23 protein-coding genes are annotated in these 21,334 nt (G+C 62.4%); 13 read left to right on the top strand and 10 right to left on the bottom strand.

What is annotated here, in order from left to right; genetic code table 11:
• Positions 1-17 precede the first annotated feature (17 nt).
• Positions 18-650 carry a YitT family protein gene (locus tag C3Y91_RS14340; protein ID WP_168575484.1) on the bottom strand — a complete coding sequence of 211 codons (633 nt, stop codon included), beginning with the start codon at positions 648-650 and terminating at the stop codon, positions 18-20.
• Positions 651-783: 133 nt separating this feature from the next.
• Here C3Y91_RS14340 and C3Y91_RS14335 point away from each other — a divergent pair, with 133 nt between their 5' ends.
• Together C3Y91_RS14335 and C3Y91_RS14330 are read left to right on the top strand one after the other, a co-directional pair.
• Complete coding sequence (locus C3Y91_RS14335) at positions 784-1,284, top strand: RrF2 family transcriptional regulator (protein WP_130654522.1); 501 nt, start codon at positions 784-786, stop codon at positions 1,282-1,284.
• Between the two features lie 23 nt (positions 1,285-1,307).
• Entirely contained in the window at positions 1,308-1,769 is a 462-nt protein-coding gene (locus C3Y91_RS14330) for a carboxymuconolactone decarboxylase family protein (protein ID WP_018072447.1), read from the top strand.
• Between the two features lie 390 nt (positions 1,770-2,159).
• Here the strand turns inward: C3Y91_RS14330 and C3Y91_RS14325 are convergent, their stop codons facing one another.
• Together C3Y91_RS14325 and C3Y91_RS14320 are read right to left on the bottom strand one after the other, a co-directional pair.
• Positions 2,160-2,795, bottom strand: coding sequence for a YitT family protein (locus C3Y91_RS14325; RefSeq protein ID WP_024321019.1), 636 nt, complete (start codon positions 2,793-2,795; stop codon positions 2,160-2,162).
• Positions 2,796-3,005: 210 nt separating this feature from the next.
• Positions 3,006-3,938 carry a class I SAM-dependent DNA methyltransferase gene (locus C3Y91_RS14320; RefSeq protein ID WP_168575502.1) on the bottom strand — a complete coding sequence of 311 codons (933 nt, stop codon included), beginning with the start codon at positions 3,936-3,938 and terminating at the stop codon, positions 3,006-3,008.
• 201 nt (positions 3,939-4,139) lie between these two features.
• On the opposite strand from C3Y91_RS14320, the gene C3Y91_RS14315 reads away from it, so the two are divergent.
• From C3Y91_RS14315 to C3Y91_RS14305, 3 genes are all read left to right on the top strand, one after another.
• Positions 4,140-4,406 carry a DUF6460 domain-containing protein gene (locus C3Y91_RS14315; protein ID WP_024321021.1) on the top strand — a complete coding sequence of 89 codons (267 nt, stop codon included), beginning with the start codon at positions 4,140-4,142 and terminating at the stop codon, positions 4,404-4,406.
• A gap of 1 nt (position 4,407) precedes the next feature.
• Complete coding sequence (locus C3Y91_RS14310; protein ID WP_018483937.1) at positions 4,408-4,905, top strand: CAP domain-containing protein; 498 nt, start codon at positions 4,408-4,410, stop codon at positions 4,903-4,905.
• 85 nt (positions 4,906-4,990) lie between these two features.
• The gene (locus tag C3Y91_RS14305) at positions 4,991-6,337 is read left to right on the top strand and encodes an MATE family efflux transporter (RefSeq protein ID WP_168575483.1); all 1,347 of its coding nucleotides are present in this window, start codon (positions 4,991-4,993) and stop codon (positions 6,335-6,337) included.
• Here C3Y91_RS14305 and C3Y91_RS14300 read toward each other — a convergent pair.
• Positions 6,313-7,401, bottom strand: coding sequence for a quinone-dependent dihydroorotate dehydrogenase (locus C3Y91_RS14300; protein ID WP_130654518.1), 1,089 nt, complete (start codon positions 7,399-7,401; stop codon positions 6,313-6,315). The genes C3Y91_RS14305 and C3Y91_RS14300 overlap by 25 nt on opposite strands.
• On the bottom strand, positions 7,398-7,751 hold the full coding sequence (locus tag C3Y91_RS14295) for a DUF952 domain-containing protein (protein WP_164586688.1): 354 nt from the start codon (positions 7,749-7,751) through the stop codon (positions 7,398-7,400). The genes C3Y91_RS14300 and C3Y91_RS14295 overlap by 4 nt, the downstream gene beginning before the upstream one ends.
• 175 nt (positions 7,752-7,926) lie before the next feature.
• Here C3Y91_RS14295 and C3Y91_RS14290 point away from each other — a divergent pair, with 175 nt between their 5' ends.
• The 5 genes from C3Y91_RS14290 (at position 7,927) to C3Y91_RS14270 (ending at position 11,087) form a co-directional block, all read left to right on the top strand.
• Entirely contained in the window at positions 7,927-8,325 is a 399-nt protein-coding gene (locus C3Y91_RS14290) for a hypothetical protein (RefSeq protein ID WP_018483941.1), read from the top strand.
• Positions 8,326-8,417: 92 nt separating this feature from the next.
• A complete protein-coding gene (locus C3Y91_RS14285) occupies positions 8,418-9,065 on the top strand; it encodes a response regulator (RefSeq protein WP_018072437.1) in 648 nt (215 codons plus the stop codon).
• 121 nt (positions 9,066-9,186) lie between these two features.
• A complete protein-coding gene (locus tag C3Y91_RS14280; RefSeq protein ID WP_164586671.1) occupies positions 9,187-9,849 on the top strand; it encodes a S24 family peptidase in 663 nt (220 codons plus the stop codon).
• A gap of 11 nt (positions 9,850-9,860) precedes the next feature.
• Positions 9,861-10,571: a thermonuclease family protein gene (locus C3Y91_RS14275; protein ID WP_164586673.1), complete on the top strand. Its 711-nt coding sequence runs from the start codon at positions 9,861-9,863 to the stop codon at positions 10,569-10,571.
• Positions 10,572-10,673: 102 nt separating this feature from the next.
• Positions 10,674-11,087 carry a tellurite resistance TerB family protein gene (locus C3Y91_RS14270; RefSeq protein ID WP_018072434.1) on the top strand — a complete coding sequence of 138 codons (414 nt, stop codon included), beginning with the start codon at positions 10,674-10,676 and terminating at the stop codon, positions 11,085-11,087.
• Between the two features lie 33 nt (positions 11,088-11,120).
• Here C3Y91_RS14270 and C3Y91_RS14265 read toward each other — a convergent pair whose 3' ends face one another.
• Complete coding sequence (locus C3Y91_RS14265) at positions 11,121-11,996, bottom strand: transporter substrate-binding domain-containing protein (RefSeq protein ID WP_164586675.1); 876 nt, start codon at positions 11,994-11,996, stop codon at positions 11,121-11,123.
• Positions 11,997-12,297: 301 nt separating this feature from the next.
• Between C3Y91_RS14265 and C3Y91_RS14260 the strand changes: the two genes are divergently transcribed.
• Positions 12,298-14,496 (top strand): adenylate/guanylate cyclase domain-containing protein, encoded by a 2,199-nt coding sequence (locus C3Y91_RS14260; protein WP_164586677.1) that lies wholly within the window; start codon positions 12,298-12,300, stop codon positions 14,494-14,496.
• 12 nt (positions 14,497-14,508) lie between these two features.
• Here C3Y91_RS14260 and C3Y91_RS14255 read toward each other — a convergent pair whose 3' ends face one another.
• Positions 14,509-15,015: a YHS domain-containing (seleno)protein gene (locus C3Y91_RS14255; RefSeq protein ID WP_246780194.1), complete on the bottom strand. Its 507-nt coding sequence runs from the start codon at positions 15,013-15,015 to the stop codon at positions 14,509-14,511.
• 14 nt (positions 15,016-15,029) lie between these two features.
• Positions 15,030-15,623, bottom strand: a complete 594-nt coding sequence (locus tag C3Y91_RS14250; protein WP_024321031.1) for an ankyrin repeat domain-containing protein — start codon at positions 15,621-15,623, stop codon at positions 15,030-15,032.
• A 683-nt stretch (positions 15,624-16,306) separates the two neighbouring features.
• Between C3Y91_RS14250 and C3Y91_RS14245 the strand changes: the two genes are divergently transcribed.
• On the top strand, positions 16,307-18,301 hold the full coding sequence (locus C3Y91_RS14245) for a methyl-accepting chemotaxis protein (protein WP_018072429.1): 1,995 nt from the start codon (positions 16,307-16,309) through the stop codon (positions 18,299-18,301).
• 222 nt (positions 18,302-18,523) lie between these two features.
• Here C3Y91_RS14245 and C3Y91_RS14240 read toward each other — a convergent pair whose 3' ends face one another.
• Positions 18,524-18,904, bottom strand: coding sequence for a VOC family protein (locus tag C3Y91_RS14240; protein ID WP_130680951.1), 381 nt, complete (start codon positions 18,902-18,904; stop codon positions 18,524-18,526).
• A 425-nt stretch (positions 18,905-19,329) separates the two neighbouring features.
• On the opposite strand from C3Y91_RS14240, the gene C3Y91_RS14235 reads away from it, so the two are divergent.
• Positions 19,330-19,608: a hypothetical protein gene (locus C3Y91_RS14235; protein ID WP_018483948.1), complete on the top strand. Its 279-nt coding sequence runs from the start codon at positions 19,330-19,332 to the stop codon at positions 19,606-19,608.
• Positions 19,609-20,058: 450 nt separating this feature from the next.
• On the opposite strand, the gene C3Y91_RS14230 is transcribed toward C3Y91_RS14235, so the two are convergent.
• Positions 20,059-21,207, bottom strand: a complete 1,149-nt coding sequence (locus C3Y91_RS14230; protein ID WP_168575482.1) for a helix-turn-helix domain-containing protein — start codon at positions 21,205-21,207, stop codon at positions 20,059-20,061.
• Positions 21,208-21,334 lie beyond the last annotated feature (127 nt).

The raw sequence follows: 21,334 nt of genomic DNA, 5'->3' as shown, positions 1-21,334 counted from the left end.
CGACGCGCATTAGCAATTCACATGGCGATATAGCGGTCCTTGCGGTGGTTGATGGCAATCGTCAGGTTGAGAACGATCGCACCAAGCACGGAGCAGGCGATGATGAAGGGGCTTGCGACGAAGAAGGACAGCGCCAGGATGATGCCGTCGAAGCCGAGCTGGACGAAGCCGGCCCGCCAGCCGAAGCGATCCTGGATATAGAGGGCGAGAATGCCGATGCCGCCGAGGCTGGCGCGGTGGCGGAAGAGCGCCAGCATGCCGGCGCCGATGACGAGACCGCCGAAGAGCGCACCGGCGAAAGGATCGACATGCGCCATGCTGATGAAGCCCGAGACGAATTCGGACAGGACCGAGGTCAGCGCGATGGCGGCGAAGGTCTTGATGGTGAAGGCGAGGCCCAAGCGGCGGAAGGCGAGATAATAGAAGGGCAGGTTCACGACAAAGAAGCAGAGGCCGAAGCTGAAGCCCGTCGCATAATGTGCGAGGAAGGCAAGGCCCGCCGTGCCGCCGGCAAGCAGTCCGGCGCCGGAGGGAAGCGTTACGCCGAGAACGGCGAGCATGCTGCCGGCGACGATGCCCTGGGCGTCGTCCAGCAGCGAGTGGCGATCGGCGCTGGAATTCAGAAGGCCTGCGAAAGCGTTGGATGCCATGATGTTCCCCTGTCGGCTTTTCCGTCTTCTATCCGGGGTCAGGATAAAGGCAAGTGGCAAGCAACGCGGACGTCTCTTGACAGGCGGCATAATCATGGATATTTTTTATCCACGAATTGAGGAGGCCACGTGGATGAAGATGGGCGATGGGGTCGAGCAGGCCATTCACAGCGTTGCGATGCTTTCCGGCCTCTCCGAGGGCGGCGTGCTATCGGCGGCCGCGCTGGCGGAATTCCACGGCGTCTCGACGAGTTATCTGCTGAAGCATCTGCAGGCACTGTCGGGCGCCGGCATCCTCGATACCGTACCGGGGCCGAAGGGCGGATATCGGCTGGCAAAGGCGGCGAAGGACATTTCGCTGCTCGACATCGTGATCGCGGTCGAAGGACCGGCGCCCGCCTTCCGCTGCGCCGAAATCCGCCAGCGCGGACCGAACCCGGTCTCCGATCGCTTCTTTGCCTCGCCCTGCAACATCAGCGCGGCGATGCTCAGAGCCGAACGGGTCTATCGGGCCGAACTTGCCAAGACGAGCATTGCCGATCTCGGCATCGAGCTGAACGCTCTCGACGACGGATCGATCGCAGCTAGAGGCTGCGCTTTCCTTGAAATCCATGAACGCAAGACGGCTCGTTGAGCCACCAACAAAGGAGAAAGACCATGCAACCACGTTTCAACTTCGCCAAAGCCGCTCCCGATGCCTACAAGGCGGTCGCCGCGCTCGAGCAATATGTCCAGTCCTCCGGACTGGAGCGCCGCTTCATCCACCTGATCAAGCTGCGCGCCTCGCAGATCAATGGCTGCGCCTATTGCGTCGACATGCATGTGAAGGAAGCCCGCCATGATGGGCTCTCCGAACAATGGATCAACCTGATGTGCGTCTGGCGGGAATCGCCGGTCTATGACGCCCGCGAACGGGCGCTGCTCGGCTGGGTGGATTCAGTGACCAATATCGCCAAAACAGGCGCGCCGGATGCCGACTACGAGACGCTGAAGGCACATTTCTCCGAAGAAGAAATGACGAAGATTACGGTGGCGATCGGCGCCATCAACATCTGGAACCGGCTTGCCGTCGGCTTCCGCTCACAGCATCCGCTCGATGCGGCAACGAAGGCCGCCTGATCGATATCTGCGTACCGAGAATTCATCCTGGCAACCGACCCGAAAATCTCGGGTCGGTCGAATATCGGATCACTCGTGATCCCTGGTGGCTCGTACGGCAACGGCGTCAAACCGATTGCCCGAGAGGTCCATGCTGTTGAATATGTCTCGGACGACTTTCGCAATTTCTTCTGCGGAAGCGCCCTTGGCGCGTTCTTCCTGCATACGGCGTCTCACAAGCTTTTCCAAATCTGACATAGTTCACCTCATCAAATCCGGCGCGAGCAGAGTTTGGCGCCGAGACCGATCACAGGCAAGTTACGTTTTGTTTAGAATGGCTTACCGATTTGTAACGTTAGAGCATGTCGCGCAAAACTGTGCGGCGATTTTGCGATAAGGGCATGCGTAAAACTAAAGCGCGATGTAACGGTCGGCGCGGTGGTTGATGGCGACGAAGAGGTTGAGGACGACGGCGCCGAGCACCGAATAAAAGACGACAGGCGGCGTGGTGACGAAGAAGGCGGCGGCGAGCACGCACATGTCGATCGCGAGCTGGACGAGGCCGGCACGGATGCCGAAACGCTCCTGCAGGTAGATGCCGAGAATGCCGACGCCGCCAAGGCTGGCGCGGTGGCGATAAAGCGCCAGCAGGCCGAAGCCGAGCAGCAGGCCGCCGAGAAGGGCCGCCCAGGCCGGATGAATGCTCGAAATGGACAGGAAGCGCGACTGCACATCGGCAAGCACCGAGGTCAGGCCGATGGCGATGAAGGTCTTGATGGTGAAGGCCATGCCGAGGCGCTTCCACGAGAGATAGAAGAACGGCAGGTTGAGCAGGAAGAAGGCGAGGCCGAAATTGACGCCGAAGGCATAATGCAGGAGGAAGGCCACGCCGGCCGTGCTGCCGGTGAGAAGGCCGGCGCTGGCGAGCACATAAAGGCCGAGCGCCGCAACGAAGCTGCCGGAGAATATGCCCTGTACATCTTCGATCGGGGTGTGGCGCGTCGCAGTCGTATTCCAGAAGCCAAGGGCATTGATGAGCTGTGTCATGTCGCCAGTCTCCACGGCAGACGAGTTCAAGAACGCGCTTGGGAAGATCTGCGCGCGACGGAATTTTGGATCATGAAAGGAGCCCGAGCGCCTCGGCGTTAATTGCCAAGCTCTCTGCCGATGCGGTGCAGTATCGGGTTTTTCGGCCTTTCGATCAAGCGAAATAGGTAAGCAATGCTGACCTATTAAAAAATCGCAAGAAATGTTCGCTCACACGGGCTTATGCGTAAGGAACAGAATGCCGGAAACCGGTTTTCCGCCATCTTTGCGAATGACCGATTTGACGATCTTGAGGATTTGGAAGCCGTGACGGGCAAGAAGCATCCTGACATAGCTTTCCGAATGGGCGTAGCGCAGCGACGGAGCGAGGTGAAAGCCGTCGCCCTCACCTGCATCCTCGACGGAAAAGGCGATATCGGCGCCTGGTGCAGCGAGCGCTCCAACGATGGCAAAGACGCTTTCGAGATTGCCGAGATACATCAGCACATCGGCTGCCGTCACCAGGTCGGCGCGACGGCGCGCCGCATCTGCAAAGAGGCCGGAGAGCTCGGGCGCGAGCGAGAGATCGGCCTGGGCGAGACTGTCATAGACCCGTTTCTCGGCAGCCTTCGCCAGCATGTTCTGCGAGAGGTCGAAGCCTTCGAGGCGGCCGGCAAAGCTACGGATTTCCGGGCCGAGCAGGCCGGTGCCGCAGCCGAGATCGACGGCCAGTTCGTAACGCCTGCCGGTGGAGGCGACGAGCGCTGCGAGCTTCTGCGGGACATTGTAGTCGAGCTTATCGACAAGTGCTGATTCGAACCGATCGGCATAGTCGTCGAAGAGGCGCTCGACATAGCGGCTCGGCGGCAGGTCAGGCGTGGCCGCGTCGCCGAGAAGGGTGAGTTTGAGGGCAGCGCCGAAAATGTCTTCGGGATCGAGGGCAAGCGTCTTGCGATAGGCCTCGATCGCGGCTTCACCCCTGCCCGCCTCTTCCAGATAGGTGGCGAGGCGATACCAGCCGGCTGCCCAGGCGGGCACGAGTTCGAGGGCCTGCTCCATCAGCTCGGCAGCCGCTTCCGGCTCGCCGCCTTCCTCGAGCATCCTGGCATAGTCGGCGCGGCGGTCGGCAATGACATCGCCGGAGGAAAGCTGGTGGGGCTGCATCAATGGACCTGTCGCTGTTTCTTTTACGCATGTCGTTGCCGCAAAACCGCTGCACACTTTTGCGCGACATGCGTCGGCCCGCATCTGGCGGCGGCCACAAAAAAACTCAAGTCCTATTTCAGAGGCGAAGCGGCCAATTCCGGAAAGGGCTTGCGGGCGCCGCGCCGCGACCTTATTCCAAGGGCAAACAGGAGATGGCTTATGTCCGATCAGGCGAACAGGTTCCTCGGCGATTCAATCGGCCGCACATTGATAAAACTTATCGTGGTGTCGCTGATCGTCGGTTTCGTCATGACCGTTTTCGGCCTGACGCCGTGGAGCATCATCGACGGCGTCCGCGACTTCATCCTGGAAATCTGGCACCGGGGCTTCTCGGCTCTCGGGCGCGTCGGCGACTATCTCATCCTCGGCGCGACGATCGTCATTCCGCTCTTCGTCATCCTTCGTCTTTTCAGCTACCGCCGGTAACATGACATCCATCGATCTTTCCAGACGCGGCCTGCTACGCCTTTCCGGACTTGCGCTCGCCGCCGGCATCGCCGGCTGCACCACGACCCCGCGGATGGCCGGCACGCCGTCGGACGGCGAAGACGAGACGGCGAGCGTGCTGCCGCTCGTCAACCAGCTGCGGGCCAAACACGGCCTGCCGGCGCTTGCCGTCGATCCGGCGGCGACCACCGCCGCCCTGTTCCAGGCAAAACGCATGGCGAGCGCCGGCAAGATGGCGCATCTGATGGGCATGACCGACAGCTTCGGTGCGCGTGTCAAGGCGAGCGGCGTGCGGCTGCCAGCGGCTGAGAACATCGCCGCCGGCCAGCAGAGCGTCGATGCCGTGGTGACGGCCTGGATCAACTCGCCGCATCATCTGGAAAACATGCTCGGACGTTATGATGGCCTTGGCGTCGCCGTCGCCCATAATACATCTTCCAGGAACCTGCCCTATTGGGCCATGGTGCTTTCCAGCTGAGGTGATTCCGCCTGCAGCAGTTCAAGTGATGCAGCGTCTGTTGCGCGTCTGAAACGACGCGTGGCGCTGCCGCGACGAGGCCGGCATGGATACACGCAGCAATCACAACGCGCTTGCATTCGACGTGACGCACCTGATGGTGCTGTCGATCGCCCTTCCGATGACGCTCGGCTTCATGACGACGCCGCTGCTCGGGCTGACGAACACCGCCGTCGTCGGCCGTATGGGCAATGCGGAGGCGCTGGCCGGGCTGGCGATCGGCGCGATGCTCTTCGATCTGATCCTCGGCAGCTTCAACTTCCTGCGCGCCTCGACGACCGGGCTGACGGCGCAGGCCTATGGCCGGCGCGACCAGCACGAGCAGCAGGCGGTCTTTTCCCGGGCAATGATTTCGGCGCTCGGCTGCGGACTGGCGCTGCTCTGTCTTTCGCCGCTGCTGATGGCGGCGGGGTTGAGCCTGATGGGGGCGGAAGGCGCGATCGCGCAGGCAACCGGCACCTATTTTTCGATCCGCATGCTGGCAGCACCCGCGGCACTGGCGAATTATGCCATCCTCGGCTTCGTGCTTGGGCGCGGACAGGGCAATATCGGACTGCTGCTGCAGGCTGTTATCAACGGCATCAACATCCTGCCTTCCATCTATCTCGGCCTGACGCTCGATTGGGGCGTGGCGGGGGTCGCCTGGGGAACGATGGCCGGCGAAAGCGTCGGCGCGCTCGCCGGGCTTGCCATCGTGCTCAGCGGCTTCGGCAAGGCAGCGCGACCGGCATGGTCCGAGGTCTTTTCCCGGCACCGGCTGGCCGAGCTTTTCGCGCTCAACCGCGACATCCTGATCCGCACCTTCGTGCTGATCGGCGCCTTCACCATCATGATGCGGATCGGCACCAGCTTTGGCGCGGTGACGCTTGCCGCCAATGCCGTAGTGATGAATTTCTTCCTGCTGTCCGGCTATTATCTCGACGGGCTTGCCAATGCCGCCGAACAGATCATCGGCCGGGCGATTGGCGCGCATTACCGGCCAGCCTTCGACCGCGGGCTGAAGCTGACGACCTTGTGGTCCTTCGGACTGGCGGCTGTTAGTTCCGCCTTCTTCTTCCTCGCCGGCCCCTGGCTAATTTCGGTGCTGACGACATCACCCGAGGTGCGGCAGGCGGCCGAAACCTATCTGCCCTGGGCGGCGGTGACGGGACTGACCGGTGCACTCGCCTTCCTGATGGACGGGGTGTTCATCGGCGCCACATGGTCGGCCGACATGCGCAACCGGATGCTGATATCTTTTGCCGGCTATCTCTTGATGCTCGCGGTCTTCGTGCCGCTCTTCGGCAATCACGGCTTGTGGCTGGCGATGAACGCCTTCCTGCTCTTCCGCGGTTTCTTCCTGGCGATGCTGGTGCGGTCGCGGGCCGATCAGACCTTTCGCGCCGCCCAATAATCCAGCCTGACATCACGCAGGTCGCGGATCGAGGCGGCCTTTTCGCGGTCCAGGAGTTTCGAGAGGCCGCGGAGGATATCGCCGGCCAGGCCAGGGCCTTCATAGACCATGCAGGAATAGAGCTGGACGAGATCGGCACCCGCCCTGATCTTCTCCAGCGTGGTTTCGGCCGAGGACACGCCGCCGACGCCGATGATCGGCAGGGCCGGGCCGACGCGCTTGCGCATCCTGGCGAGCACCGCCGTCGACTTTTCGAACAGCGGCACGCCGGAGAGACCGCCCGCCTCCTTCGCCTGGCGCTGATCCTTTAGGCCATCGCGCGACAGCGTGGTGTTGGAGACGATCAGGCCATCCAGCGCATGCGAGAGCACTTCCGCGGCGATATCGTCCATGCCTTCCTCGGTCAGATCAGGCGCGATCTTCAGAAAGACCGGGATCGTCCGGCCGGATGCCGCTGCCATCTCGTCGCGCGCCGCAAGCACGGCTGATAACAGCACCGCAAGGCTTTCGCGCCCCTGCAGGTCGCGCAGGCCGGGGGTGTTCGGCGAGGAGATGTTGGCAGTGAAATAGCGCGCGACGGAATAAAAGCGGCGGATGCCGGCGACATAGTCGGCGATGCGGTCCTCGCTATCCTTGTTGGCGCCGATATTGACGCCGATCATGCCACCGCCCCCTAGCGCGGCGAGGCGCCCGAAGGCGGCATCATGGCCTTCATTGTTGAAGCCGAGACGGTTGATGACGCCTTCATCCTCCACCAGGCGGAAGATGCGCGGCCGCGGATTTCCGGATTGCGGCTTCGGCGTCACCGTGCCGATCTCGGTAAAGCCGAAGCCGAGCTTCAACAGCGCCTCCGGCACTTCGGCATTCTTGTCGTAGCCGGCGGCCATGCCGAGCGGATTTTCGAAGGCAAGGCCGGCAACGGTCTGGCGCAGGCGCGGATCGGGCGTCAGCTGGCAGGCGGGCACGAGGCCGGATTTCAAGGCGGCGATCGACATGCCGTGCGCCGTTTCCGGATCGAACAGGAAGAGACCCTTGCGGGCGAGACGCTTGAAGGGATCGATCATGGCTGCAGCTCCGGAAAGACATGGGTGCCGGCTTCGTCGAGCGGCAGCGGCGCCTCCCAGAGTACGGCGACAAGCGGCAGATCAGCGTAGAGATGCGGGAAGAGATCGCCGCCGCGCGAGGGCTCGAAGACCAGCTTGTCGCCAAAGCCGCGGCCATCGACGGCAATCAGCAACAGGCCGGACTGGCCGGCAAAATGCAGGGCGGCGGTCTGCTTCACCTGGTCCGCCGTCGAGAAATGGATGAAGCCATCCTTGAGATCGATGCCGGCGCCATGAAAAGTGCCGGTTTGTCTGGCTTGCTGCCAGAGCGTTTCCGTCACGATCTTGTAAAGGGTCGGTGTCAGGGTCATCATGGCCTCACGATAGGCTGTTCCTTGGTCACGAGGGCTTTGCCGGAAAGAGGCGGCGATGTCCACGCCCCGGCGCGAAAAACGGGGCAGCTGGAACAGAATTAGAGCATGATGTCGTCCGAAAACCGCGCACACTTTTCGGCATCATGCTCCAGAAAATCCGGAGGATGAGACAATGAAGGCATTCGTTATCACACTTGGCGTTTTTCTGATGCCGTTGGCGGCCGCCGCCGTCGAACCCGATGCGGGCCGATTCCAGCTGGAGAAGAGCGGCGACCATTTCGTCCGGCTCGACCGCCAGACAGGGGCCATGTCGATCTGCCAGGACAAGGACGGCGCCCTCGTCTGCCGGATGGCAGCCGACGAGCGGGCGGCCTACGAGGACGAACTCGACCGGCTGGCAAAGCGGGTGACGGCGCTCGAACAGGGCGGTGTCATCCAGCGCGCGCTGCCGAGCGATGCCGAGGTCGACCGTTCGATCAGCATCATGGAGCGGATGATGAAGAGTTTCATGGGGATGGTGAAGGAGTTCCAGGCCGAGGAAAACACCAATCCCCTTCCGCAGAAGACCTGATCTGATATAGTCGGGCATGAGCAAGCTGGCGTGCAACGCGGAGGGGCGGAGGCATATGCCGGCATGATCGGGCTCTTGGGAGGGAGTTTTCGATGCAGGAACACACCATCATCATTGCGGACGATCATCCGCTTTTCCGCGATGCGCTGCGCCAGGCGGTGATCGGCATGGAAGGCCGGCAGTCGATCGTCGAGGCCGGCGATTTTGCCGCCGCGCGCCGGGCGGCCGGCGCCCATGCGGATGCCGATCTGATGCTGCTCGATCTCGCCATGCCCGGGGTCAGTGGTTTTTCCGGCCTGATGGCGCTGCGCTCCGAATTCGCCAGCCTGCCAATCGTCATCGTCTCGGCAACCGACGATGCGACGACGATCCGGCGGGCGCTGGAACTCGGTGCTTCCGGCTTCATTTCGAAATCCTCCGGCATCGACGACATTCGCCGCAGCATCCAGACGGTGCTTGCCGGTGATATCGCCACGCCGGAGAGCTATCGCGACGGCCAGGAGCAGGATCCCGATGTCGCCGACCTGATCCACCGCCTGCATACGCTGACACCGCAGCAGAGCCGGGTGCTGACCATGCTCGGCGAAGGGCTGCTGAACAAGCAGATTGCCTACGAACTCGGCGTCTCCGAGGCGACGATCAAGGCGCATGTCTCAGCGATCCTGTTGAAACTCGATGTCGACAGCCGGACGCAGGCGGTGATCCAGCTCGGCAAGATCAACATGGCGATGGTCGCCTGAGCGACGCATTCCCTTTGGCAACAGGATTTTATTCCTCTTCTATCTTTACTCAGGCGGCGCGGTCGGTTAATATTCCGCCGGGTTGGAGCGCGGCGTTGAATGAGCCGCGACGGAATCGCGCATGCTGTCACACAACCAGATCTGGGAAGCGCTCGACAGGCTTGCCGAACGGCACGAGCTGACGCCATCCGGACTTGCGCGCCGCGCCGGCCTCGACCCGACCTCCTTCAACAAATCGAAACGGCTTTCCGCCGACGGGCGGCTGCGCTGGCCCTCGACGGAATCGATCGCCAAGGTGCTCGACGCGACGGGGGCGAGCATGGAGCAGTTTCTGGCCTTCATGCGGCCGGGCGGTGCTTTCGGACGGCAGGAAGGCGCATTTCCCCAGCGAGGCAACTCCATTCCGCTGCTCGGCTTCGCTCAAGCCGGCGCCGGCGGCTTCTTCGACGATGGCGGCTTTCCGGCCGGCCAGGGCTGGGACGTGGTGGAATTTCCGGCAGCCCCGGCACAGAAATCAGGCGTCTATGCGCTGGAGGTGCAGGGCGAAAGCATGATGCCGCTCTACCGCGACGGCGACGTGCTGATCGTCGAGCCGGGGGCACAGGTGCGCCGCAACGACCGCGTCGTCGTGCGCACAAACGAGGGCGAGGTGATGGCCAAGGTGCTGCTGCGCCAGAGCCCGCGGTCGATCGAGCTGATGTCGCTCAATCCCGAACATCCCAACCGCACCTTCGAGCTTTCCGACGTCGACTGGATCGCCCGCATCATCTGGGCCAGCCAATAGGAAGATATTCCATGCGCCCTGCCGCCTTCATCACAGGTATCACGGGGATGGCGGTGGTGGCCGGCCTGCTGATGGCGGGCGAAGCAAGGCTTGGCGGCGGCACGGCCGGCGAAGAGACGGCGTCCGCCGAGGAGACGGCGACCGCACCGGCGGGTGCTGCCCCCGAGGCCGGAGAACCCGCGACGATGTCGGACGACCGTGCCGAAATGATCGCCCGCTCGACCGCACCGGCGGCTCCGTCTGCATCGGGTCCAGGCGACGGCGTGGCACCCCAACCGGCCGATGTCCCGCAACAAGCGGAGACGGCTGGCGGGCAAGCGGCAAGTCCGGCTACGAAAAAGCCGATGGAGCTGGCGCGGCCGGCAGTCGAAAATGCCGGCATTCTGTCCTTCGGCGAGCGCCGGCTTCAGCTTGCCGGCATCGTGCCGACGCCGGTCGACAGGATATGCGGGCCGGCGGGACGGCAATGGCCCTGCGGCATGATGGCGAAGACGGCGCTGCGCCTGCTGTTGCGCAACCGCGCCGTCACCTGCGATCTCGAGACCGTGGAGTGGAAGGAAAGCGTAACGACTGCCTGCCGGCTCGGCACAGAGGATCTCAGCGCATGGCTTGCCGAAAACGGCTGGGCGGAACCGGCGGCGGGTTCGCCGCTTACATCCGTCGCCGAGAAGGCCAGGCAGGCGGGAAAAGGCCTCTACGGCGACGATCCGCGCCGCAATTGAACCGGCAGCCATGACAAGCGATCGGACAGCCCGGATCGGGCCGATCCCTTGTAATGACTGTTACCAATTCCTAATCTGGGCTGATTGAAAAAGGAATCAGAGATGAACAAGCCGCTTTCTGCCCATGACGCGCTGATCTACGTGATGGTGATGGCATCCGCCGTCGACAGCACGATGAACGACAGGGAGCTGGAGAGGATCGGCCAACTGATCGGATTCCTGCCTGTTTTCCGGGATTTCGATGACGACAAGCTGATTGCGGTGGCGCGCGACTGCGCCTCGCTGCTCGCCGGACCGGAAGGTCTCGACGTCGTGCTCGAAACCGTGCGCGACACCCTGCCCGCGAAACTCTACGACACGGCCTATGCGCTGGCCGTCGAGGTGGCATCCGCCGATCTCTCGGTCAAGGCGGAGGAGTTGCGGCTGCTTAGCCTGCTGCGCGACCGACTGGGTCTCGACAAGCTCACCTGCGCGGCGATCGAGCGCAGTGCGATTGCCCGGTTCCGCAAAGGCTAAAGGCCAAAACGCGTCCCGCGTCTTTTGGCGGCTTCAATAGAGCCCGTAGGGAAAGTAGCGCAGATAGATTTCCTGGAGGCGGCCGTTGCGCGACAGCGTGGCGAGCGCGTGGTCGATGGCGGATGTCAGCACGCTGTCCTTCTGCCGCAGCATGATCGTCATGCCCTCGCCGAGAAAATGCTCGGAGAGATAGGGACCGTCGAACAGCGCGCAGCATTTTGCCGAGGCCGGCGAAGAGACCCAGAAGGAAAGCTGCAGCGCATCGGCAAAGGCGGCATCGACCTTGCGGTCCCCGAGCGCCGCAAGCAGGGCGTCCTTTGTGTCGAACGGCTCGGCCTTGATCGCCGGGAAGAAGGCGGCCAGCATCGCCTCGTGCACCGTCCCCCTGACGACACCGACCGGATGCTTCGACAGGGCGGCAGCGGTCTTTCCGTCGAGCGGGACGGCGAGATTGCGCACGAAGCGCGCCGGCAGCATCAGGTAGGGTCTGGAGAAGACGAATTGCCGGCGCAGTTCCGGGGTCACGGCAAAACCGGCGATGACGGCATCGCCCTGCGAGGCGGCGAGCGCATCCCTGAGGTCGGCGAAGGGGATCGCCTGGATCTGGCACTTGTCTGAAATCTCCAGCTCGCTGCAGATCTCGCGGGCGAGGTCGATATTGAAACCGGAGAGCTTGCCGTTCTGATCGGTGAAATTGAAGGGCGGGAAATCGACCGACGTCAGGAAGCGCAGGCGCACCAGCGATGAGAGATCGGGCCTCGCAAGACGTTCGCGCGCATCGAAGAGCAGCGGCAGCGAGGGGGACGCCTGCTGGGCGGATGCGGCAAAACTTGAGAAAAGCACGCCCAGAAACAGCCCGAACGCGAAAAAACCCTTCAGAGTCAGGGATGCCAGCTTGGATTGCATCATCTTGATCTTGGTCTCTGGGTTAAGCGCGAAGCATTGCGACGTCGGCGAGATGTATCAGAGTCATGCTCGGTGGGGAATATGTGTGGGAGTGAGACGGATCCCGCCGCCGTGCAGAGGGACGGCCTTCATGCGACATCTCCGGCCGAGATCCGCCGACGCCAGGCGTGAATCTAATAGCTCCGCTGGGGAGAAGAGGGAGCCAAGCCGCGGCTGGACACACTCAGCTTTCGGGAATAGCGTTCCAAGGCGCCACCTGGCCGAAAAAATGCCTGAGCCAGCGTGGATCGCGCAAGGCGCAGATATGGAGCGACGGCTTACCGCGATCTTGGCCGCTGATGTAGTTGGTTACAGCAGCCTCATGGGGAATGAGGAGGTCGGCACGCTGGAAAGGCTGAAGATCTGCCGCAGCGAGCTGTTCGACCCTGCTGTTGCCGAGTTTCACGGCCGTATCATCAAGCTCATGGGAGACGGGGCGCTGGTGGAGTTTGCCAGCGTGGTCGATGCCGTCCAGTGCGCCGCGGCGATCCAGCGACGGATGGCCGGGCACGATCCGGATGTCCCAGAAGCGCAGAAGATCCGTTTCCGCATCGGTGTGAACCTCGGCGACGTCATCGTCGAGGACGACGATCTCTATGGCGACGGCGTCAATGTCGCCGCGCGGCTGGAGGCTATGGCCGAGCCCGGCGGCATCTGCATCTCGGGCACCGCCTTCGATCACGTCTTTCACAAGGCCGACGTCGGCTTCACGAACCTTGGCGAGCAGCGGCTGAAGAATATTCCGGACCCGGTTCGGGTCTACCGCGTTCATCTCGATGCCGGCAAGGCGGGGGAGGTGGCCGCAAGGTTCCGTCGGCCGCGTGCGCGCACCATGGTCCTGTCGGGGATCGGGATTGCGGCGCTGCTGATCGTTCTCGCTGCCCTTGCGTGGCAATTCGAATGGCGAAACCTTGCCGCGCTGCAACGGACGTCGGTGGCGATCCTGCCATTTGCCAATCTCAGCGGCGATCCGAAGGAGGACTATGTCTCCGATGGCATCACCGAAGACCTGATCACTGATCTCGCCAAGCTTTCCGGCGTCGATGTTATCGCCCGCGATTCTGTCTTCGCTTACAAGGGCAAGCCCATTGTGCTTGCGGATGCGGCGCGCGCGCTTAACGTGCGCTACCTGGTCGAAGGCAGCGTTCGCCGCGTCGGCGAGCAACTGCGCATCAATGTGCAGCTCGTCGATATGACCAGCGGCAAGAACATCTGGGCTGACCGCTTCGACCGAAGTGCGGTCGATCTCTTCGCCATTCAGGACGACCTCAGGCGGGAGCTGGTCAGCGCGCTCGGCATCGAGCCATCAGCCACCGAAGCCAAGCGGCTGTCGCGGGTGCCGACGGAAAATCTCGAGGCCTATGACAACTTTCTGCGCGGCGAGCAGGCAGCGCGCAGCGGCAAGCGCGACGGGCTGCAGCAGGCGCTGGCATTCTACGACAAGGCGGAGGCGCTGGACCCCGCTTTCGCCGAGGCCTTCGCATTCGACGCACGCACCACCGTGAATATCTGGCGCGCCAGTTTCAACGACATCATGCAGAGCGCGCTTGCGAGGAAGAGGGCTTACGAGAAGGCAAGCATCGCCTTGAAACTCGATCCTGATCTCTCGTCGCCCTACGCCATTCTCGGCATCATGCAGGTCGTCGACCGACGGTACGAGGAAGCGATTGCGTCTGCTGAGCGCGCCACGGCACTCGGCCCGGGCGATGCGGCAGCACAGATCGCGCTCGGCTACGTTCAGCTGTTTGCCAGCAACCATGCGGAGGCAAGTGCTGCGGTGGAAACGGCGCTGAGGCTCGACCCCGATCTGTCGGCCATCGACCGGGAAATCGCCGGCCTCGTCTTTCTGGTGAAGGGTGACACCGCGAGAGCCGTCGAAACTCTCGAACGCGTTTGCGACGTCGCACCCGAAGTCAGCGAATTCAGGATCGTGCTGGCTGCGGCGTATGCCCGCGCCAACCGCTTGGCCGAGGCGCGGGCAGCGGCTGCCGAGGGCTTACAGCTGTTATCAGGATCTGAAACCTTCAACGAACGGTCCCTGGCTGCCTGGCGGATCGGCTATGCCCACTTTCGGAACCCCGAAGATCTGACGCTCATCATAGACGCGCTCAGCCAGGCCGGCTTGCCCGAGTGGCCGTTCGGGTTCACCGCTGATGAAAAGGACCGGGTGAAGGGTGCGGCACTCGCTTCCCTCGTTTTCGGCCACACCTGGCAAGGCCAGCTCGAACCTGGCGGTCAACCTGCTATCCTGCAGATCGCAAAGGATGGCAGCGCGGGATTTCGCTCGATGACACGCATGTACACAGCCAAGCTCCATGTCGATCACGACGTCTTGTGCGAGCAGAGCGAGAACATGTTCGGGCGGCCCGATTGTGGTCCGGTTTACATCAGGGGCGACGGGACCGGCAAATCCTACACCTATATAAACTCGGGCAAGGTGTTTCATTTCACTGCGGACGAATGACGCGACTATGCCTCAGCGATAGTTATTCTGTGCCAGCTCAGCCTGCTTTTTAGGCCAGTTCGCGTCGGCCTTCGGCCCTGCGGCGTCAACATGCGCGGCAAAATCCTGTGTGTGCACCTTGTCATAGGTAATATAGAGTTTGCCGTCGACGATGGCGAAAGCCTCCGGATCGATGTTGACGGTGACCGATCCGGAAACGGCGACCTCTCCTGCGCAATAACCGCCATATTGCGGGGCATATTTCGCCGGATTTTCCTTGAAGAGTTCGCGGTGCGCTTCACTGGCGAAATACCAGGGCGTGCCCAGCCACTCATAGGAATATTGCTCCGAGCCTTTGACGGCCTTGTTATCCAGGAAATAGGCGACCGTGTCGTAGCCACCAATCGCGACGCCGCCGAAGTAGCCGGTATTCACGCGGCCATCGGCAAACGCGGGCGCGGAAAAACCGAGCAAGAGAGCGAGACAGGCTGCTCCCTTGATGACATGCACAGGCTTTGCGTATTTACGGTGTGAGACCATGATCCGTCCTCCCATCAATAGCTCAGACACTTTTGATACCATTCTTCACTGCCGAGAATTTTTGCCGGCGGGCAGGTGACCCCGTGCTGCTTGTAGAGGTGAACGATATCCTTGTTCCCCTTCCAGAGCGCGCGCGTGATCGGCAGGTAACCGTGAATTTCGGGGTGGCTGGGGTCCGCTCCCTCAGCGATCAGCAACTCGGCGACATCGAGATGGTTTTGCTCGCCCGCCACCATCAGCGGCGTGACGCCCGCCTTGTTGGCTGCATCGTCGAGGGACGCGCCTTTGGCGAGAAGTTGCCGTGCGATCGCAGCACTTCCGGCATAGGCCGCCGCATGCAACGGCGTGAAGCCGCCGGAATTGCGCGCAGTGACGTCAGCCCCCTTGTTCAGCAGCAATTCAACAATATCGGCTTGCTTGCCCAATGCAGCGGCAATCAGCGGCGTTGCCTGATCAGCGGCCCGGTCATCAACCTTGGCGCCGCCGGCCAGCGCCTGCTCCAAAGCATGCCTGTCGCCAGAAGCCACCGCATCGAACAACGTCTGCGCTGACGCAGCCGGGCTCGCCATAGCAAGTCCAGCCATCGGTAACGCCAGAAGCCATCGCATTTCTAATATTAGCATATTCGGAAATTTTGTACCAGTTGGATTGGGTGGTAGGGGGCGGATCGCACCCATCCGCCCCGGGTTGGAGGCCAACTGTCAGGTGCCCACTTCTTCTGTTCATTCCAGTGGTCGCGGAGCAGGGGACGACGGCGGCTGCCACATACCTCTTCTGCCCAGCGGCGTAAACGGGGAGAAGTTCCGGAGCGATAGCGAGGCGATGAGGGGGTGAGCGGCAAAGCCGCGAATGCGCTGAGCGCAAGCGAAAGGCAATGAACGGCGTACCGTGCGCGCTCCTTGCATCCGCCTTGCCGGCACCTTTGGGACACCAAGCCCGTGGGAGAGCGTGGGTCTCCGTCCGCCGTTCCATTGAACCCGAACAGTCGCCAGGGCCGCTTGCGAAAGCAAAGCCCGATTGGACAAGGATGAGATTTGAGGCGTCGTCTCGATTCCCATGACAATTCAGCCCCTAAAAATCACAGTCATCCGCCGCCCTCTGTTAGCGCGGAATTAAAGAATATCGCCTTTTATTTGTTGCGACGACATCGGACCCCGCCAGCCGATCGCATGATGCAAGCGTCAGCCCAAACGTAATCCCTCAACCGCGATATTGAAGCAGCGTTTTCTGCAACAATTGATTTCAAAAGCACCGGGCGCGCGAGCAGCCCCGTCAATCGGGTGACATTTCCATGCTGAAACATCTGAAAATCCGCACAAAAATCATCTCGGTCGTGGCGCTCATGGGGCTGATCACGATGGCCGGGCTGGTCTATGTCATTTCCGAGTTCCGCCGTGCGGACGCGGCCTACAGCGCCTTCATCGATCATGAGGCGCAGGCCTCGATGCTGAGCGCGCGCGCCAGCGCATCGGCGGTGGCCTCGGTGCTGCAGGTAACCCTGCTTGCCGACATGAAGCCCGATACGCCGGCATTCCAGACGGCGCTCGCCACACCGAGCAAGCTGCCGCAGGCGCGTGACCGCATGAAGCAGGCGCTGGCGCTGGTGCCCAGCCGCAAGCCGGCGATCGATGAAATCCAGGCCGGCATCGATGAGATCGAAACCCTGGCAAACAAGATCGTCGAACAGAGCAAAGCCAAGGACAGCGCCGGCGCGCTTTCGAATGTTGCTCTGATCAATGCCAAGCTCAATGCGCTGACGCCGAAGATGATCGCCAACAATGATGCGATGATGGCGATGCTCAACGACGGCGGCGACGCGCTCTCGGCTTCCGTCAACGAACGGATCGTCTTCTGTTTCGTGCTGATCGGCATCGCCGTTCTCGCCGCCGTCGGTTTCAGCGTGGTCGTCGCCCAGAAGGGCATCGCCGGCCCGATGACGCAGCTGCGCCAGCGCATGACCCGGCTTGCCGAGGGCGATACCACAAGCGATGTCAGCGGCCTCGACCGCGGCGACGAAGTCGGCCAGATGGCAAAGGCCGTTTCGGTCTTCCGCGACAACGCGATCGAGCGTGGCCGGATTGAGGCGCGCGCCGAAGCCGACCGCAATGTCAGCGACAGCGAGCGCCGCGAACGCGAGGCGCAGAAGGTCCGCGAAGCATCCGAACTGGAACGCGCCGTCACCGCACTCGGCGACGGCCTGCGCCGCCTTGCCGCCGGCGATCTCGCCTCGCATATCGACGAGCCCTTCGTCGCGCATCTCGATGCGCTGCGTGAGGATTTCAACAACTCGGTCGAGAAGCTCAACGAAACCCTGCATACGGTCGGCGCCAATGCCCGGGCGATCGGCGCCGGCGCCAATGAAATCCGCTCTTCCGCAGACCAGCTTTCCCAGCGGACGGAACAGCAATCGGCCTCCGTCGAAGAGACGGCAGCGGCGCTGGAGGAGATCACAACGACGGTGCGCGACGCCGCCAAGCGTACCGAGGAGGCGAGCCAGCTCGTCGCCCGCACACGCCTCGGCGCTGAAAAATCGGGCGAGATCGTCCGCAAGGCCGTCTCCGCCATGCAGCAGATCGAGAAGTCCTCAGGCGAAATCTCCAACATCATCGGCGTCATCGACGACATCGCCTTCCAGACAAATCTTTTGGCCTTGAACGCAGGCGTTGAAGCGGCCCGCGCCGGCGAAGCCGGCAAGGGCTTTGCGGTCGTCGCCCAGGAAGTGCGCGAGCTCGCCCAGCGCTCGGCCAAGGCCGCCAAGGAGATCAAGGCGCTGATCAGCACCTCCGGCACGCATGTGCAGACCGGCGTCTCGCTGGTCGGCGAAACCGGCAAGGCACTCGACGCGATCGTCCAAGAGGTGCAGGAGATCAACCAGCACGTCCACGCAATCGCCGAAGCCTCCCGCGAACAGTCGATCGGACTGCAGGAGATCAACACCGCCGTCAATTCCATGGACCAGGGCACGCAGCAGAATGCAGCGATGGTCGAGGAATCCACCGCCGCCAGCCACAACCTGGCAACGGAAGCGGCAGCGCTCAACAACCTGCTCGGCCAATTCAGGCTAACCGGCACCGGCGGCTTCACCACGAGTGCGCCAATCGCCACAGCAGTACCACGCGCTGCCGCCCGCCCGGCAGCCAGGGCAGCCCCGATTCGCGTCGCCCGCGAAGGTGCTGCCCGCCCGGCCGCCTCGCCGGCCCGTGCGCTCGGCCAGAAAATCGCCAACGCCTTCGGCGCAGGCGCCAGCACGTCGCCGAGCCAGGATCCCGACTGGACGGAATTCTGAGGCGACCTCGGCACGAGGCACGGCTGTCCGGTTCGCGCCGATGGCTGCCCCTCACCCTAACCCTCTCCCCGTAAAACGGGGCGAGGGGACGTGCCCTGCAAGAGGTGGGCGGGGGACGGAGAGGTCGCGGCATATCCCCTTCGCCCCGCTTGCGGGGAGAAGGTGGCGGCAGCCGGATGAGGGGCGGACGGCGGCGGCCGTCCTTTCCTTTTGGGGTCTCGTCTAACCCGGCCGCCAGCCGATCTCGACGAGGATGTTTCCGGGCGCCGTGCAATAAAACAGCCAGCCGCCGCGCATGGCGGCCGGCGGACCGGACAGCTCAGCACCGGCAGCAGCAAGCCCGGCATGGGCCGCATCGACATCCGCCTTTTCGGGCAGAATGAAGCCGATGTGATAGGTCTGGCGTCCGATCTCCATCTGATCGGCGGTGCCGAATTTTGCGATTGCGTGGCTGAGGACGATTTCGAGGCCGGCATCGTCTTCGAGGATCGCCAGGCCGTTCTGGCCGCGCATATCCTTAAGTCTCAGGCCGAAATGGCGGATGAAAAAATCCGCGGTGGCAGCGATATCGGGTACGTGGAAGTCGAGGTGGTTCAAGCGCATGACAGTCTCCGTTCGAAAAAATCCCGGGACTGCCTTTTGCCGTCTCCGCACGCCGCCGGGATCCCGCATCTTGATGCGGATCACGTCGCGGGTTCTCGTGCCATGGCACGGAGCAGAGCTTCCGTGAGAGCGCTCTTGACGCTCCAATGGAAGGGACCGGGCTTACCTCAACCGATCCTGCCTTTTTCGACGATGCCGATCTAGCAGACGGCATCGATTTCGGCAATGGATGCGTCGGCGCGTCTGGAGGAACGGGATTCTCACCCTAATATCAACAGATGGATGTGGCGTCCCGCCGGCCGCTCGATCACGACGTCCCCGGCGACGCTTCCCGAAGGATTGAAGCGCGGCATGAGCATTCGTGTCGTGAGCCCTATCCGACGAGGTGTAGAGTGATTTTATTCAACGCAATGGGAGGGATGGACATGAAAGCTGCAATCATCGGCCTCGTCGGCACGCTCGTTGTCGCGGGATGCAACACCGTCAGCTACAGCGGACCGGGCCTCGAACCCATCCCCGGCAGCATCACCTATAGCGGCCAACCGCGCACCAAGCTCACCAAATCGCCTGTTGGTTCCGCCTTTCCGCATGATTTCATCGACCAGTACGGCCAGCAGGTGGAAGAAACCTACATCATCCAACCCGACCGGAGCCTGATGATCGCACATCGCCGATACAAGCCGATCCGCTTTTTCGGGGATTAGGCTTGGTCGGCGTGGTTTGCGGGAGATGGAGCGGTGACGGGAAATATACCCTCAATTGCGAACGGAGGCCCTGAGATCGCATCTGGCGCGAACCGTGACACCGGTTATTTGTGACGCGGCCGCGGTGAGCTTAAAGCTTGACGTGACATGTTCGCTTCAGCGAGAGCTCAATTCTGCGCTGGCATCGCAAAACTGTCTATTCTGCGATGCTGCATATCGCCCGGTCATTGGCGCGGCCGGCCAGGTGACGTGGGGGCACCACGGGTGGTGTGCCCCAAGTGGAACAGCTTGCCATTACCGTGCCGGTGATCTTGAGGTTGTTGTCCTTTTGCATCTGGCTCAGCGCCGCGCGCGCGTCCTCGTCGACGACGCCAGTCAGGGAGCCAGCGTTAACCGTAGGCAGTCAACCCCGACAGCACCTGGATGACGATCCGCCTGAAACTTGTTAGATCAACCCTTCAGGGCCAGCCAATCACCGATCGTTTTTCCGTAACCCCGCGTGGAGCGGATGGCCGGAGCCGGCCGCTGTTGAGTTGCCACGGTCCTTCGGATTTCACGCGGGCTCAGCCTGAATTCGTGGATGAAGGCGCGCGTAAAATTGGCGGCGACCTCGAAGCCGGCGGCTTCTGCGATTTCTGAAATCGGCCTGTGGTCGGCCGAATTGCTGAGATCCGCATAGGCCTGCAGCAATCGCCGCTTGCGAATATAATTGAGCACGCCTCCGCTCGCCTCAAACAGCTGGTAAAGCCGCGTACGCGAAATCCCCAACGCGCGGCACATCATGTCTGGTGTCAAGTTTTCCGAATGGAGATTGACGTGAATGTAGCGGTGCGCCCGCTCCATCAATCCCATGTTGGTCTGGTTTTGACCGGTATCAGTCCTTGTGGACGATGCGGCGCCCGCAACGACCATATCGCCGATGGTTTGGATGATCCGGGGCACTTCCTCTATCGTCAGATTGCCGAGGTTCGTTTCGAGGCCCGTGAGATAGCCCGTGAGCAACTCGGCGTGGCTGCCCGAAAGAACCGTGTTGCCGGCGCTCTGGAGAAGGCTCGCATCGCGCGCCAGCAGCTCATACGGCAGGAACACGAGCAACGCTTCGGTATCGGTCATCCGACCGCGATAGGGGCTGCCGAGAGACATGAAAAGTATCTCGCCGGCACCGGTCTCGGTGACACGACGGTTGACCTCGGTCCAGGCTTGGCCGCTGCGCTGCAGGCCGACGTTCCAATGGTCGATAGGGCTCGATCGAAGCATGGCCTGATCGCGGACATATCTGTGGGCCTGCGCGCGCTGCTGGACGATCAGGATATCGCCGAGATGCCAGCCGATCTGCTCCGCGAGGAACCCGTCTTCCGGGGATTTTCCCTCCGGCAGATGAACATCCACGAGCGGCGCCATATGCGCCCGCCAGGCCTGGAATTGTTCTGCCGGTGGCAGGTCCTGCGTCGAGAATCGCAGCGGCACGAGTGCAGGGGAGGCATGGGGTGGGCGTTCCTTGCGCATGGCCGGTTCACGCGGCCAGCGCCGCCGCTCCATATGCGCCGGCCGTTCCTGTTCCGCGGCAGGATCATCGTCGGATTCAGACCCTGTAGCCATCCAATTCCTCCAGCGCATAACCCGACCCGAGCCATGGAAATTGAGAAAAGCAATTGTTTTTGCGGCTGAAATCTCCGCAGAACTCCGTCTGAAAAAGCGGAAGTGCTCGAAGAGTTACCTTCATAAG

It is taken from the genome of Rhizobium ruizarguesonis (genome assembly GCF_012349115.1).
In the GTDB taxonomy this organism is placed as follows: domain Bacteria; phylum Pseudomonadota; class Alphaproteobacteria; order Rhizobiales; family Rhizobiaceae; genus Rhizobium; species Rhizobium ruizarguesonis.
Note: the sequence above shows the minus strand (reverse complement) of the source record. Positions and strands in the feature narration are given on the sequence as shown.

What these genes read in the sequence shown, in the direction of transcription:
- C3Y91_RS14275 (WP_164586673.1), top strand. Translation starts at nt 9,861, where the DNA reads ATGCGCCCTGCCGCCTTCATCACAGGTATCACGGGGATGGCGGTGGTG.
- C3Y91_RS14325 (WP_024321019.1), bottom strand. Translation starts at nt 2,795, where the DNA reads ATGACACAGCTCATCAATGCCCTTGGCTTCTGGAATACGACTGCGACG.
- C3Y91_RS14310 (WP_018483937.1), top strand. Translation starts at nt 4,408, where the DNA reads ATGACATCCATCGATCTTTCCAGACGCGGCCTGCTACGCCTTTCCGGA.
- C3Y91_RS14240 (WP_130680951.1), bottom strand. Translation starts at nt 18,904, where the DNA reads ATGCGCTTGAACCACCTCGACTTCCACGTACCCGATATCGCTGCCACC.
- C3Y91_RS14245 (WP_018072429.1), top strand. Translation starts at nt 16,307, where the DNA reads ATGCTGAAACATCTGAAAATCCGCACAAAAATCATCTCGGTCGTGGCG.
- C3Y91_RS14285 (WP_018072437.1), top strand. Translation starts at nt 8,418, where the DNA reads ATGCAGGAACACACCATCATCATTGCGGACGATCATCCGCTTTTCCGC.
- C3Y91_RS14340 (WP_168575484.1), bottom strand. Translation starts at nt 650, where the DNA reads ATGGCATCCAACGCTTTCGCAGGCCTTCTGAATTCCAGCGCCGATCGC.
- C3Y91_RS14300 (WP_130654518.1), bottom strand. Translation starts at nt 7,401, where the DNA reads ATGATCGATCCCTTCAAGCGTCTCGCCCGCAAGGGTCTCTTCCTGTTC.
- C3Y91_RS14330 (WP_018072447.1), top strand. Translation starts at nt 1,308, where the DNA reads ATGCAACCACGTTTCAACTTCGCCAAAGCCGCTCCCGATGCCTACAAG.
- C3Y91_RS14335 (WP_130654522.1), top strand. Translation starts at nt 784, where the DNA reads ATGAAGATGGGCGATGGGGTCGAGCAGGCCATTCACAGCGTTGCGATG.
- C3Y91_RS14230 (WP_168575482.1), bottom strand. Translation starts at nt 21,207, where the DNA reads ATGGCTACAGGGTCTGAATCCGACGATGATCCTGCCGCGGAACAGGAA.
- C3Y91_RS14250 (WP_024321031.1), bottom strand. Translation starts at nt 15,623, where the DNA reads ATGCGATGGCTTCTGGCGTTACCGATGGCTGGACTTGCTATGGCGAGC.
- C3Y91_RS14270 (WP_018072434.1), top strand. Translation starts at nt 10,674, where the DNA reads ATGAACAAGCCGCTTTCTGCCCATGACGCGCTGATCTACGTGATGGTG.
- C3Y91_RS14305 (WP_168575483.1), top strand. Translation starts at nt 4,991, where the DNA reads ATGGATACACGCAGCAATCACAACGCGCTTGCATTCGACGTGACGCAC.
- C3Y91_RS14280 (WP_164586671.1), top strand. Translation starts at nt 9,187, where the DNA reads ATGCTGTCACACAACCAGATCTGGGAAGCGCTCGACAGGCTTGCCGAA.
- C3Y91_RS14295 (WP_164586688.1), bottom strand. Translation starts at nt 7,751, where the DNA reads ATGACCCTGACACCGACCCTTTACAAGATCGTGACGGAAACGCTCTGG.
- C3Y91_RS14265 (WP_164586675.1), bottom strand. Translation starts at nt 11,996, where the DNA reads ATGATGCAATCCAAGCTGGCATCCCTGACTCTGAAGGGTTTTTTCGCG.
- C3Y91_RS14260 (WP_164586677.1), top strand. Translation starts at nt 12,298, where the DNA reads ATGGAGCGACGGCTTACCGCGATCTTGGCCGCTGATGTAGTTGGTTAC.
- C3Y91_RS14320 (WP_168575502.1), bottom strand. Translation starts at nt 3,938, where the DNA reads ATGCAGCCCCACCAGCTTTCCTCCGGCGATGTCATTGCCGACCGCCGC.
- C3Y91_RS14315 (WP_024321021.1), top strand. Translation starts at nt 4,140, where the DNA reads ATGTCCGATCAGGCGAACAGGTTCCTCGGCGATTCAATCGGCCGCACA.
- C3Y91_RS14255 (WP_246780194.1), bottom strand. Translation starts at nt 15,015, where the DNA reads ATGGTCTCACACCGTAAATACGCAAAGCCTGTGCATGTCATCAAGGGA.
- C3Y91_RS14235 (WP_018483948.1), top strand. Translation starts at nt 19,330, where the DNA reads ATGAAAGCTGCAATCATCGGCCTCGTCGGCACGCTCGTTGTCGCGGGA.
- C3Y91_RS14290 (WP_018483941.1), top strand. Translation starts at nt 7,927, where the DNA reads ATGAAGGCATTCGTTATCACACTTGGCGTTTTTCTGATGCCGTTGGCG.